This window comes from Rhizobium sp. 11_C7_N12_5, assembly GCF_051811145.1.
Taxonomy (GTDB): domain Bacteria; phylum Pseudomonadota; class Alphaproteobacteria; order Rhizobiales; family Rhizobiaceae; genus Rhizobium; species Rhizobium lusitanum.
Genome location: NZ_JBPWPY010000003.1, coordinates 153,683 through 166,783, shown reverse-complemented (window position 1 = coordinate 166,783; position 13,101 = coordinate 153,683). Strand labels below are relative to the sequence as shown.

General features: G+C 58.3%; 12 protein-coding genes and 1 pseudogene. 4 read left to right on the top strand and 9 right to left on the bottom strand.

The genetic code is table 11. The features are described 5' to 3' along the window. The first annotated feature begins 166 nt into the window (after positions 1–166). Positions 167–691: a universal stress protein gene (locus tag AB8B29_RS30100; protein WP_162734462.1), complete on the top strand. Its 525-nt coding sequence runs from the start codon at positions 167–169 to the stop codon at positions 689–691. A gap of 85 nt (positions 692–776) precedes the next feature. Here AB8B29_RS30100 and AB8B29_RS30095 read toward each other — a convergent pair whose 3' ends face one another. From AB8B29_RS30095 to AB8B29_RS30065, 7 genes are all read right to left on the bottom strand, one after another. Then, entirely contained in the window at positions 777–2,564 is a 1,788-nt protein-coding gene (locus AB8B29_RS30095) for an ABC transporter ATP-binding protein (RefSeq protein ID WP_113102337.1), read from the bottom strand. A gap of 6 nt (positions 2,565–2,570) precedes the next feature. Next, entirely contained in the window at positions 2,571–3,596 is a 1,026-nt protein-coding gene (locus AB8B29_RS30090; RefSeq protein ID WP_113102338.1) for a glycosyltransferase family 2 protein, read from the bottom strand. A gap of 1 nt (position 3,597) precedes the next feature. Continuing rightward, positions 3,598–4,701 (bottom strand): glycosyltransferase family 2 protein, encoded by a 1,104-nt coding sequence (locus AB8B29_RS30085; protein ID WP_113102339.1) that lies wholly within the window; start codon positions 4,699–4,701, stop codon positions 3,598–3,600. 16 nt (positions 4,702–4,717) lie between these two features. After that, positions 4,718–5,899: an acyltransferase family protein gene (locus AB8B29_RS30080; RefSeq protein WP_113102340.1), complete on the bottom strand. Its 1,182-nt coding sequence runs from the start codon at positions 5,897–5,899 to the stop codon at positions 4,718–4,720. 529 nt (positions 5,900–6,428) lie between these two features. Continuing rightward, the gene (locus AB8B29_RS30075) at positions 6,429–6,842 is read right to left on the bottom strand and encodes a curlin (protein ID WP_113102351.1); all 414 of its coding nucleotides are present in this window, start codon (positions 6,840–6,842) and stop codon (positions 6,429–6,431) included. A 172-nt stretch (positions 6,843–7,014) separates the two neighbouring features. After that, the gene (gene csgH / locus AB8B29_RS30070; RefSeq protein WP_113102341.1) at positions 7,015–7,413 is read right to left on the bottom strand and encodes a curli-like amyloid fiber formation chaperone CsgH; all 399 of its coding nucleotides are present in this window, start codon (positions 7,411–7,413) and stop codon (positions 7,015–7,017) included. A gap of 64 nt (positions 7,414–7,477) precedes the next feature. Continuing rightward, positions 7,478–7,915, bottom strand: coding sequence for a curlin (locus tag AB8B29_RS30065; protein ID WP_037200572.1), 438 nt, complete (start codon positions 7,913–7,915; stop codon positions 7,478–7,480). A gap of 98 nt (positions 7,916–8,013) precedes the next feature. Here AB8B29_RS30065 and AB8B29_RS30060 point away from each other — a divergent pair. Next, positions 8,014–8,338: pseudogene (locus AB8B29_RS30060) on the top strand (transposase); the annotation flags it as partial. 138 nt (positions 8,339–8,476) lie between these two features. Here AB8B29_RS30060 and AB8B29_RS30055 read toward each other — a convergent pair. Beyond that, positions 8,477–8,755, bottom strand: a complete 279-nt coding sequence (locus AB8B29_RS30055; protein ID WP_092576737.1) for a c-type cytochrome — start codon at positions 8,753–8,755, stop codon at positions 8,477–8,479. A 729-nt stretch (positions 8,756–9,484) separates the two neighbouring features. On the opposite strand from AB8B29_RS30055, the gene AB8B29_RS30050 reads away from it, so the two are divergent. Next, the gene (locus tag AB8B29_RS30050; protein ID WP_113102342.1) at positions 9,485–9,877 is read left to right on the top strand and encodes a hypothetical protein; all 393 of its coding nucleotides are present in this window, start codon (positions 9,485–9,487) and stop codon (positions 9,875–9,877) included. 236 nt (positions 9,878–10,113) lie between these two features. Further along, positions 10,114–11,049 (top strand): bifunctional enoyl-CoA hydratase/phosphate acetyltransferase, encoded by a 936-nt coding sequence (locus AB8B29_RS30045; protein WP_047557657.1) that lies wholly within the window; start codon positions 10,114–10,116, stop codon positions 11,047–11,049. 406 nt (positions 11,050–11,455) lie between these two features. On the opposite strand, the gene AB8B29_RS30040 is transcribed toward AB8B29_RS30045, so the two are convergent. Further along, complete coding sequence (locus tag AB8B29_RS30040; RefSeq protein ID WP_439006969.1) at positions 11,456–13,012, bottom strand: AAA family ATPase; 1,557 nt, start codon at positions 13,010–13,012, stop codon at positions 11,456–11,458. Positions 13,013–13,101: the final 89 nt, after the last annotated feature.

Genomic DNA, 13,101 nt, shown 5'->3' with positions numbered 1-13,101 from the left:
AGGAATGCGGCGTGCATTGATCAGGCGCAAATATCCTTCATTGCAAGCGAACGGGATAGTCGCCGCCTTTGATCTTCATCAATGCGTTTTGTGTGTTCCGATGCGCTACTCTTGGTATGGCTATGGTCCAATAAGCGTTGCCGCTAGATCACCAGGAGGAAGTGATATGTCGAGGAAGGTTTTGATCGCTACAGATGGTTCACCTCACGCGCAGAAGGCGGTTAAAATCGGATCGGAGCTCGCCAAGGGGCGGTATGCAGAAGTTCACTTGGTGCATGTCATGCTTTCTGCTGAGTTGGATGACGATCTCCAGCGCATGATCAGAGTCGAACATCTCGACGGCCTGAGGATAGTTGATGACCCCACGATCCCACCCGTCGCTGCGCCCGGCTTTCCAATCGCTTTTCCAATCACAGATCCTGGTGCCTCGTATCGGGCCATAGAGGCGATTGGGACAGATATTCTCAAACGTGCCAAGTCTGCGGTCAATGCGCATGGTGTCGATCGCGTCTCAACCCATCTTTTGGATGGGAATCCGGTCGAGGAAATCATGAAAGTGATCGAACGAGAACATCCCGACCTTGTCGTCTGTGGTGCAAGGGGCCTTTCCAGCCTGTCGCAACTCGTTCTCGGCAGCGTGTCCACCAAAATCGCCCAGCGTTGCTCTGCGACTTGCATCACCGTGCATTGATGCCGTGGTTATGGCACCAAACGATCTGCATGGTCCGGGTGACGGCGTATGCCAGGCTCTGGGAGACGTTTAGGGGAAAACAAGTTCAATGTTTGCCGAGCAGCTCATGCTCGTAAAGCTGGTCCATGCTGAGGGACGCAACCTGCGTAAACGAGGTCTGGTTGCGGACATGCCCGTCGCTAAGGATGACGATGTCGTCGCAGAACGAGATCGTGCTGCGATGATGGCTGATCACGATCGTCGTCCGGCGACCGGCACGCAATTTTAGCGTCTCGACGATGGCAGCTTCCGACAAACCATCCATGGCGTTGGTGGCCTCGTCCAGAATGAGGATATCAGGATCGCGCACAAGTGCTCTTGCCAGCGCGATCCGCTGCCGCTGTCCGGCCGACAGGCTGGCGCCCCGATAGCCGACGAGGGTTTTGTATCCATGGGGCAGCGTTTCGATGAACTCATGCGCCTCCGCAAGCCTGGCGGCATGCTCGGCCTCCGCGGGTGAGGCATGCAGTCCATAGGTGATATTTTCGAGGATGGTGCCATCAACCAGTTCAAGGTCCTGGCTGGCGAGTGCGAGCCGGCTTCGCCATTGCGCGGGATCGATACGGCTGAGTGGAAATCCGTCGATCAGAATCTCGCCCTCGTCGGGTTCGACAAAGCGGCAAAGAAGGTTGACGATCGTCGTCTTTCCCGCACCGGAGCGGCCAATGAGCGCGGTGGAGCGACCGTGGCAGATCTGGAAGCTGGCGGAGTGTAGCACCACCGGGCGCGCGGCAGAGCCCGGATATTTGAAGGTCACACGGTCGAATCTTATCTCCCGGTTCAGCCCATCAGCCGGCGCGTCTCCCGCCGGCGGACGCGGCTTGTCGGAGGAATCCAGCAGCCAGCGGACTTCCTCCAGCGATCCACTCCAGCCTTGCACCTGGCTCCATGCCTGCTGCAAGGCGCGCACATGCGGCTGCAGTCGGTAGAGCAGGACCACGAAGGCCACAATGATCGGAAAGCTGACGCCCCAGGCCCAGGCGCTGACGACGACCGCGAGGAAAAGTGCGGAATGCAGTACCTCGGTCAGTGGAGGCAGCGCGCCCTGGCGGGTCTGCAGAATGAAGCCCGCCTTTCTGACGGCGTTCGATGCGCCGTCGAACACAGCTTTTTCGCGCGCCTCCTGGCCGAAGATGCGGATCAGCCGTCCGGCATGGACGAGGTGCAGCATTGTGCTGGCGAGTTCGTTGTTGAAGGAGGTGACGTTGCGGCTAGGCATCTTCAAGCTGGCGGAGAGGCCGGCATGCGCGACCTGGACAAGGATGAGGCCGACCGCGACGCAGAGTGTCATTTGCCACGACAACAGCAGCAGGAAGGTAAGCAGGATGACGCTCGCAGATGCGTTCACGATCGCAGCAAGCACCGTCTGTATCGCGTCCGATGCCCGCCAGGATTCATTGGAAATGATGTTCAGCAGCCGACCCGGACTTTCCTGCAGGAAGAAGGGATATCCGATCTTCAGGAGCTGGTCGGCGAGCGCGCTGCGGATCGCATGGCCCGCCTTGCCGTAAACAAAGTTAGTAAGCGCGGTATTTGCAAAGGCGATAATGTTTTTCAAGGTGATCAGCGCCAGGATGCAGGCGGCAATCGCCATCATCCGCTGCCGATCGTCCATGCTTGATCCAATCTGCTGGAAGAGAGCGGAAAGTCCACCCAGTCCCGTCGGGTCCTTTTGACCGCCGATGATGCTGAGCATCGGAATGATGAGGCCGATACCGGTGCCCTCAAGCACGGCGCTCATCAGGCCGAACATGACGACGACGGGTAGAAGGCGCATCTGTCGGCCGAGCGCTTGTCGCAGGAGTTGCAGACCCGGCAGGAGGAGTTTCAGCATAAAATCTCACCTCAACGAGCGGGTTGCCTGTTTGATTTGGTCCGGTTCCGGCGACCGGGGCAGCTTCATCACGGCATGTCGCGCGAATTCGATGGCTCCCAGCAAATTCATGTACACAATCGGCCAGTGGGACAAGGAAACTTCCGGATCGAAGCGCGATCCGCCCCACAATTCCCACCAGGCCGAGCGGCAAGTCCAGCAGAAATGGCGCAGCAGCCACGGCGCCGTGAACAGGTGCTTCAGGCAAAGGCCGCCGTTTCCGAGGCTATAGCTGCGATGAAGCCCTTCGATCGCTTCGCGTGTACTGCGCCCGTGATTATGCAGGACCGTCATATCGGGCACATATTCGATCGGGATGCCAAGCTGAAAGGCGCGAACAAGGTAGTCGGTATCTTCCGCAGATTGCAGGGCGCTGCCGGCACCGAAGCGCTCGTCGAAGCGGCCAACCTGCATGGCGACTTCCCGGTGCATCGTCATGTTGCAGCCCAGGACGAAGCCGCCTGGATGGACATCGGGCGTAAAGCGGGCTCGGTGCGGCGATCGCTTGATCGTAAATGGCAGATCGAGCGCGTTGCCCAGTTCGACGCGGCCACCTCGGACGACACAGCGCTCTCCGTTCGCGTAATGTCGCTCCAGATCCCGCAAGTAGTGGAGGTCTATTTCGCAATCGTCGTCGATGAAGATCAGAATGTGCCCGCGAGACCGCTCGATACCCGCGTTGCGGGCTGCGGCCAAGCCGCGGCGGTGTTCCACCAGTGGCGTAATCGTCATGCTCGACGTCGCGGCGATGCGGGCCAACCGCTCGGCAGTATCGTCGGTCGAGCCGTTGTCGACCACCACCAACTCACTTGTCACGGAGGCATGCGCGCGACAGGCCGCTTCGATCAACCGGATGCAAGTCTGAAGCGCTTCGGCGCGATTGTATGTGCAGACGATGAAGCTGGCCGTGGGATCTCGACCGGTGGACGGGTGATGAGGCTTTGCGGACGGCTGCGCGCGCTCCCGCGTGATTTCTGAACGCTTTCCCGCCATGTCAGGTAAGCCCCTGCAGCGGCAGCACGCTCCTTGCCGGCACTGATTGTCGGTATCTTGCCAGGGCGTCGAGACGCAGGCTTGCGTCGCTCCAGAGGCGGCTGCACCAGGGCGCATGGGTGGCGGCGCGAAGCCCATATCGCTCGCGACGCCGTATCCTGTGCCATTTGTCCGTCTGCGTAAGGAACTGATGCGTCAACCCGGGCTGCTTCTCGTCGGCGATGAGCTGGTAAAGAAAATAGAAGAAGCACATCAATCCTTCCTCATGGCTCGCGGACGACCGCATGCCGCGCGCGGTGATCCTCCCTTCGATGGAGAGGAGACAGTCGGCGACACGCCGAACCGTGTCCGGCGTCACTGTCGTGCCGATAGCAAGAAACGCATCGGGATCGTCGATCAGGGATTCCCGTTGGAGATTCTCGGCGGCGATCTTCAGATGTGTCCGGCGCATCGGCCGCCTGTGCTTGTTGGTGACGCTCTCGTCGTGAACACGGTAGGCAACGAGGCTCTCATCAATCATGGCTGCAGGGAATTCGCGGGTAATACGCCGGAACAGATCGAAGTCTTCCGCATGCACATAAGTCGGATCGTAAGTCAGCATGTCCGCTGGAATGACGTTGCGATTGTACATCACGGTCGAATGCATGAAGACGGTGTAGAACATCGACAATACATGCCAGTCGGCCGATCGATGGATCGGATTGGGCGTGCCGCGCACGACGCGATCGCCGATGAGCCGGTCGACGCCCGTGCCGCTGATTCCGAGCCGAGGCTGTTCCTGGAACAGCGCGATTTGGCGCGAAAAGCGGGTTTGATAGGCGATATCGTCGGCATCCATCCTGGCGATCAGCTCGCCTTTGGCCATGGTCATGCCTTCGTTGAGGGTCGCAACAAGCCCGCGGTTCTCGCGCGAGACGACGCGGAGCCGGCCATCGGCCTCCTGATAGCGTCGCAGGATGTGCAGCGATCGATCGGTGGAACCATCATCGATGGCAATGACCTCGAGGCGCTTGTAATCCTGCCGCAGGACGCTTTCCAGGGCGGCGGCGAGATAGGGTTCGCCGTTGTAGACGGGCAGTAGGACAGAAACCAGTGGAACGGACATTCTTTAGCTCGCGCACCTATTGGAGATCGGAAGTTTGGACGGCGTCGCCGCGATAAAGCGCCGTTTCGAACACCTTCGCGCCGTGCCGTTGTTCCCGCGGCTCGCCGGCTGTGGCGGTCGACGGAGCAAGCGACGGATGGCTGCGCGCGACATAGGGAAAATAGCGCTTGAGGTTGTTCAGCGGCTTTTCGAAAACGAACCATGAGATCGAGGCCAACGCCAATGTGGCAACGCTTCCGACGATCAAGCGGCCGAAACCCTGCTCGGAGACACTAACCGGAATCCAGGATTGGGCCTTGACGATCAGCGAAAGGACGATCGGATGGAACAGGTAGATGCCGTAGCTTATCCGCCCGACGGCGGTGATTGGCGAGAGTTCGAGCAGCCGGCCAAAGGGAGATCGAAAGCCCGAAGAGCTGCAGCCGACCAGCATAACGAGCGGAACGAGCGGAAAGACCTCCGAGCCGATCCAGATCACCCAATCGAGGATCGGTGTTATCGGATCGGGTCTCAGCCACAGCGTCACGGTGGCTGCGGCCGCCAGGGGTATCCAGCTCATCCGCATCCATTGCGGCCAGGCCTGTGTTCTCTGGCGGTAGGCCGCAAGCAAGGCACCACCCGCCAGCGCGTCCATCGAGGCCGAAGGGAGCAAGTCGCGCATCAGGGAGGGTGTCCCCGTCAGCGGCCAACAGAGGCGATAGGCAAGCGAACAGGCAATGACGGTGATACAGATCTGTTCAATAAACCGGCGCGGCGCCAGTAAGATCACCAGAGGCCAGACGATATAGAACTGTTCCTCGATGCTGAGGCTCCAGGTATGGCACAAAACCCAGGGCGTCCATTCGTTGTGCAGGGCATACCAGTAGTTTGCCAAATAGAGCATATGCCATTTCAGACTGCCGCGAGCACCTTCGAGATTGACGAACCACACCAGCGCCAGAACAGCGAAATAGGGAGGAAATATGCGCAGCGCGCGGCGGATGTAGAATGCTTTCAGCGCCGTCATAGGCTGGTAGCGGGCATCGGCTCGTGCTTCCAGCAGCAGGCGCGTGATCAGGAAACCGCTAAGCACGAAGAAGAGCCGGACGCCGAGATGACCCCAGATGGAGCCGTCCGCCGCAAAGAAATGTGCATATAGCACAGTGGCAACGGCAAGAGTTCTCAGGCCGTCCAATTGGCGGTCGCGTGCGCTCGACATAGACACCCCCGGCTTTCAGCCTTTATCGGACCCTCTCCTCGACAGCGCTGACTCCCCGGTACTCTGCCGCTTGTGTGTACGGTTCTTTTTCCGCTGCGCATGGATCGATGAACTGCCAAGCAATCCGGCCAAACCTGGGCTGTTCTGAGCTGATAGGGCAGTGGTCGATCCTATGTTTGAAATAACGGCCAAGTTTTCTAAATTACGGAAATGTCCCTTCTCCTAGGGCCAAGACTTTGTCATTCACCATGCAGACCGGTCCGCCAGTGGCGGGGGCGGATCAGGGTGCCGCACTGTAATGTTGGGCGTGCCTTACTTCGGTCAACCCCGTGCCTGCATAATACAATTACTGAGGGATTTCAGAGGTATCAAACATTCTGAGACTGTAGCCGCCGGCATATTTCTCGGCCCGTTCCGCCTTTTTTCCATTTCTGGTGGATGCGTTCGATCTATTCGTTTTAAGAGTTGTTTTCCCGATTGCTTATGGATTGACAACTTGACATCGCGTTCGGGACTGCTGTGAACTGCCTTACCAACCATAGCTGAAGGTAGCACCACTGCCGTTATCCCCATCCTGCACCACGTCGGTTTCAGTATTCCGTCCATACTGGAAAATGCCATAAGCATTGTTGTTGCCGTTCTGCCGCAAGGTTGCGGAATGACCATTGCCCCGCTGCTGGATGAAGCCGAGATTGCCCCGCCCAGCTTGGGCGATGCCAGCCGCGTTACCCCGCCCCAGCTGCCGGATGTCGGCGTCTTTCAGGCCGCGGTAGAGCGAATAGACGCGCAGTCCGGTTGAGAAAAGACCCGCATCCTCGGCATTGTCCGGCGCGAGGTTGAACGAGATCCGGCCGCCGGCGTGGGCTGGCACAGACAAGGCTGCTTGCCCCAGGCTCCCGGCCAGAAGAGTGATGGTAAGGATCCTAAACACGTTGCGGGTCATCCTGATCTCCGTTTGCCGGCTGCCTTGGCCGATGATCAACTTTCGCATCTTTAAGCTGAACCCAGTCGAAATTGCCCGTTCAGTTGTCGTTCAGTCGTTTCGACCTGATCGAAAGCAAAAGGGCGCCAGAAACCGGCGCCCTTTTGAGGGATTTGCAGAGTGTAGAGGCCGATTAGTCGCCGCCGATCTGCTTCGTGCAGCTGAAACTCTTATCCCCGATCACGACATCCAGCGTCGCCTTGTACTCGTTTCCCTTGGAGTCGAGCGAGACGGAACCAAGGATTGCCGCATGTCCGGCTGTGGCATCAAAATCGCCACTCTGGTTGATCGTGGAACTTCCACCGTCTCCTGATTTATCGACATGGAAGGTGTAAGTTCCTCCGACATGCTTGTCGGCGTGGACGAGCGCATCCAGTCTCACCATACCTGCTCCAGGCGTTACTTTGATTTCGCAAAGCTGCGCCTCGTCAGATTGGTTGGCAGTCGTCATTGCCGCAATGGCGCCGACGGGAAACAGGACCAGCGCGAGAATCGTCATCAGGCGGCGTGGATGTTTGACGCTATTTGGCATGGGTCGTCTCCCCTAATGGTTTGCTGCTGCGATCTTGACCTCTTTCACGTCATCGCGCAGCTGCTTACGGGCAAGCCTGGACGAAGGCCGCAACATTGCCGTTGCCGCCCTGACTGACATTGGCGTTGCAGCCACGGCCGACCTGGACGCCAGCCGCGATGTTGCCATTGCCGTCTTGGGTAAGGATGGTCGTGTGGTTGGAGCCAAACTGGCCGATGCCGGCTATGTTGCGGTTGCCGTTCTGATAGGTGGCGCCGTAGTTGTCATTGCCTTCCTGACCGACTGCCGAAAGGTTGTGGCGACCATATTGATGGCCGACAATCCGGTTGTAGCCACCGTTCTGGTAAGTTCTGATGCGGTTTCCGTACCCTTCCTGCGCGCCACCGGCAGAGTTCGACCAGCCATATTGTTCGATACGCACATCGTTGGCCATGGCGGGGGCTGCGGCGGTGAGGCCAACAAGAGCGACGAGTGCGGTTGCAATGAAAGACGTGCGGATCATGACTGTGTCTCCTCAGGCGGATAGGACCGCGGTTGAACGTCCCTCTTTTAGACGTTCCCTTTGGAACGGAAGCTGAAGGCACCATTCAGTCGGGGTTCATTCGCAGAGATGGGATAGACGCTCGGCCATCCGCGGCAGCACGCTTCGCTCTGATGGCTATTGCCGATCTGATCGAAGCTTCAGCCAACCAGATCGACAGGCTCGAGCGCGCAATTCTCGTGGAGGCCAAGCGGGACGAGAACATGCATCGGTTGACCGCGATTCCCGGCCTAGGCGCCATTATGGCAGCGACCATCAAAGCGCTTGTGCCGGATCCCGGCGGGTTCAAGTCGGCGCGCCGCTTTGCCGCCTGGCTCGGATTGACACTGCGGCCGCATTCAAGCGGAGGTAAGGAGAGGCTGGGACGAATATCGAAGATGGGAAATCCGGAACTCCGCGCTCTTCGCGTCGTCGGGGGCAAGGTCAATGCGGTATCCAGCGCGGTTTTGATCCATGTCAGTTCACGCAGGCTGAATGGCTTGAAGCGGCACAGGTCATCGATTTACCTAAACGCGCACCGCGTCAGCGACCTTGACTCTTGATATATGCAACGAGATCGGAGATTTCGGAACGCGTGAGCGAAAGATTTATCATGCGTGAATGATGCGGGTCCATCAGGAAGGCTGAAAGCGACGCCCCGTCAAAACGTTTCGACTCGCCAATCTGGGCGAACGTCGGAACTCGGTCCGAGCCGTGCTGCTGTCCGGATGCCACGACGTGGCATTCAGCGCACCAGCGCTCGGCAATCCGCTGGCCATTAACGCGATCAGCCGCCGCGCACTCGCCAAAAAAGAATTCCATGAAGAGAATGGCTACAACGCCCCAACATGCCCGAAACGTAGGCTTTGATCGCATCTGCGCGCCCTTCCCGCTTGGTGCAACTGCAACTTGGTAGCAGCGCACGCCATTATGGCACCGGAGCCCGTATTAGAACAGTGAAAAGTGTTTGAGCCGACAGTTGCTCCTCAATCCGCGCGGAACGAATTTGACGATTGGGCCAGAAAAATCATCCAGAATATTCCCCATCTGCGGAACGTATGGGCCCCGCCCAATCGCAGCAGGTTTGGCAAGACAAGATTCCCGGTTAAAACTGCTGACGTATATTCAGCTTCCTGTCGCGGCGCGTACACCGTCGTTGCGAGCCTCGATGGGTTTTCACCGCTTCCACTTCAATGCCCCAAAGACATCGACGCGACGACACATCAGGCTTGAAAAGCGACGGGAGTGACCGTTTTGCATTTCCTGCCGTTCGCTGCAATATTCAGGTGTGTATTTCCATTTTTGATGTGCTCTCGTTAGGCAACCTTTCCCACGGAACGCTGGATCTCATAACCCTCCTTCGCAGATGGCATAGCCCAGATCGAGCGAGCCATCTTGTTGGCGCGGCCAATCGCCGTTTGCGCGCCAACATGCGCGCCAGCCATGAGGTCTGAGTTTTCGATTGCAGCGTTGAGCGGTCCTTGACCTTGATCAAAGCGTTTTGCCTTTCGACGCCGTAAGTTCCTGTGTGTTTAATGGAGAAAACGTGTCATGCAGAAACAGGTTCTACAGTCAGCGTTCGACCTTCCGATGGCGTCGTTCATAGCATCAGGCGATAGTAAACAATTTTTCGATTCCGCATTGAAGATGCCGACAACTGTCATCAAAGCAATGCTTCGCTATCAGGTTGAAGGCCTATCCTTTCTTCAGCATCGTTTCCGGTGCGATATCAAGCTGCTGGATGACATTGTAGCTGCGGAAAAGACTAATGAAACCGCGGATGTCATCGGCGATTATTGGCGCAATGCGGCTTCGGACTATGCGAAGGAAGTCAACAAAACCGTCGCCATTAATGCACGATTTGCATCCGACGCCATCGGCGTTATCAGAGAAGAAGCCGAAAATCCCCTTGGAGCTGCGGCTGCGAAAACGGCCGTGCTTTAGCGGGAGCCTCAGGAGCGGCATCCGGCTTCTGTGACGACCCGTGCCGTATTCCTGAAGATTGGCAAGCCGCGGCGTCAGTTCGCGAAAGATCCTGGGGGCCGGGCTGAGAAGCAAGACTGTCGGCATAGACGAGCACCGAGCCCGTCGCGCCACCCGCTGGTGGATGATGCGGCCAGGAGCTACACGCCATTTTGCGATGAGCCCAGAAACCACGTGATACAGCGATGATCCGGCCCATGACCGATTTCCTCCCACATAACCGTTACGAACACTTCATCGCCAGGGCCAGAGCGGCGCCTGCGCTGCGGACGGCCGTCGTACATCCCTGTAGCCCGGAGGCGATCCTGGCGGCGGTGGAGGCGCGCGACGAGGGCCTGATCTCCCCGCTGCTGATAGGACCAGAGGCGAAGATTCGCGCCGCGGCGACCACCGCCGGCATATCGCTCGACGGTATAGAGATCGAGGCGACGGAACACAGCCATGCCGCTGCCGCGCGAGGTGTCGAACTTGCAGCGCAGGGTAAGATCGATGCGCTGATGAAAGGTAGTTTACACAGCAATGAGCTCCTGGGAGCTGTTGTCGCCACTTCATCCGGGCTCAGAACCGAGCGGCGTGTCAGCCATGTCTATGTACTTGACGTACCCTCCTATCATAAGCCGCTCGTCATCACCGACGCTGCGATCAACATCGCGCCGACCCTTACCGACAAGCGCGATATCACCCAAAACGCGATTGATTTTCTGCATCGTCTCGGCGTCGAGGAGCCGCTTGTGGCGGTGCTGGCCGCAGTGGAAACAGTGGAAGCTTGCATGCCGGCGACGCTTGATGCGGCCGCTCTTACCGTCATGGCCAGGCGTGGACAGATTACGGGCGCAAAGGTCGACGGTCCTCTTGCTTTCGACAACGCCATCAGCCTGGACTCGGCCCGCATCAAGGAGATCGTCTCGCCCGTTGCCGGTCGAGCGGATATCCTTGTCGTGCCCAACCTCGAAACGGGCAACATGCTAGCCAAGCAATTGATCTACCTGGCAGGAGCGGATGCAGCCGGCCTCGTGCTGGGCGCCCGCGTACCGATCATCCTGACCAGCCGCGCCGATTCCTTGAAGGTTCGGCTCGCCTCGGCCGCACTTGCCAAGCTCATCGGCCTCGAACGGCCCAAAGGCTTGGTTTGAACCTATTCATTCTAACGAGCCGACCACTGCGAACGCGTTCCGCGAGCCTGAATATTTCCTGGCTCCTTGCGGTCGGACATTCCGCCATGTGAGCCTATTGCTGGCTAGCAGATCGCATTCGGCGAACCGGCTGTGAAAAGCGGCCAGGGCCTCGGGCTTAGTTGTCGTTCAAGTTAGTGAAATAAGTATCACGTGCTCCCGTTCAGTAAACGTCACGACCGGCACCGGCACGGGTCGTGACCCAATAGACGGCAGCCCATCGGCGACGCGAATTTCAAGCTATCAACACGGAATGTGGCGACAAAGTCGCCGGCCTATCCGTCGGATTGAACGGCACCGGTGCAGGCGCATTCGGCAAAAGAGCTCCTTCTCGTTTTCGGAGATGGCCGTTTGTTTGCGGTCATCTTCAGATGCCTTCAGCTATGCCGACGAAATTTGCACTTCCGATCGCAACTTGGCGCAGAATTTCATCCGCCAACTCGTCAGGCCGATGCGCCGCATCGAGCTTTGTCCAGTCGATCGCGCTTTTGCCCTTCGAAAGCTGATCTGCCAGCACTTCCACCGTTGCATCCGAAGATCCGCCTGTGCGTGCTTCGACACGCTGCCAAAGTAAGGCTGGATCCGCCTCCAGCCAGAAGCCGGAGAACGGGCACTTTTTCTCATCAGCGGCTCGCTCAATCAGCTCACGGTTACCGGCCTTGTCAAACACCGCATCGGCCACCACGGTACCGTCCCGCGCAAGAATGAGCCGCGTACGCCATGATATCTCCTGATAGACTCTGACGGAGACCTCGGGACGGTAGGCACTTTGAGGCAAGCGCGTTTCCGGAGGAACGCCATGCATGGACTTGCGGATGCGATCGCTCTCGATGATGCGCGCTCCCGGCGGCAGTCCAATGCGCGGTGCCAACGTCTCGGCAAGCGTAGACTTGCCTGACCCACTGAGACCTCCAAGAGCAATGAGATTCGCTTGAGGCGGCTGCAGCAGGGAGTGAGCAAGCGCGAAATACGATCGCGCCTGGGATACGAGCACCGGCGCCAGGGCGCCGGCCTCCTCCGCCTGCGTGGCAATGACATGGGCACGCACGGCGGCTCGCATCGCCATGAAAAACGGCAGCGCGGCAAAACCGTCATCTTCACCAGTTTCGTCCAGGTATCGATTCATGACGAGATTGGCAAAATCGGCATGTCCACGATGCCAGAGATCCATCAGCAGGAACGCCAAATCATATAGGATATCGATTGTCGCAATCTCATCGTTGAATTCAATACAATCGAAAAGACAAGGGTGGCCATTGAGCAGAAAGATATTGCGCAGGTGCAGATCACCGTGGCAGCGTCTGATCTTTCCAGCCAATTCTCGTTTATCCAGCAACGCAGCAAGAGTAGTGAGCCGGCGGCGGAAGAGCGCTGTCAGTTCCTCGACGTCCTTTTGTGGGAAGGCGCGGCTTGTCGCGAAGCCCGCCTCGTTGATCTTAAGGACTGCCTCCACGTTTGCCGCTCCGCCGCGGTCGTGAATGACCGGCGCCTGATGATGGAACTGCACGATAGCACCAGCAAGTGCTGTCATTATTGCAGAGGTCAAACCACCCGACTGGGCAACCTGATCAAGCAGCTGCGACTGGTCAAAGCGTCGCATCTCGACCACCGCGTCGATGACCTGTCCCTCTCCGTCGAGAGCTAGGCTTCCGTCGGATGCCCGCGTGATTCTCAGAACGCCAAGATAGATTCCTGGGGCCGTCGGGCCATTCAGTTCTACCTCCCTCAAGCACGCGGCCTGCCTCTTTTCTACGGTGGAGAAGTCCACGTAAGGCAAAAGGACCGCCCGTTTCATCTTGTAGGCGCGATCGCCTGACAGGAATATGCAGGAAATGTGCGTCTCCATCTTCTGCATCGGGCTGCCTTCCCGAGACAAGACACGCTCCAAAAAGGATGTGACCTCGGACTGGTCTTCGACAATCATTTACCAGCCTCATTTGCTATTTCGCTACGGGCCAATGTGACCTCATTTGGCTCTTTGCATCATTGATGTGCGTCAATGATGCAAAGACA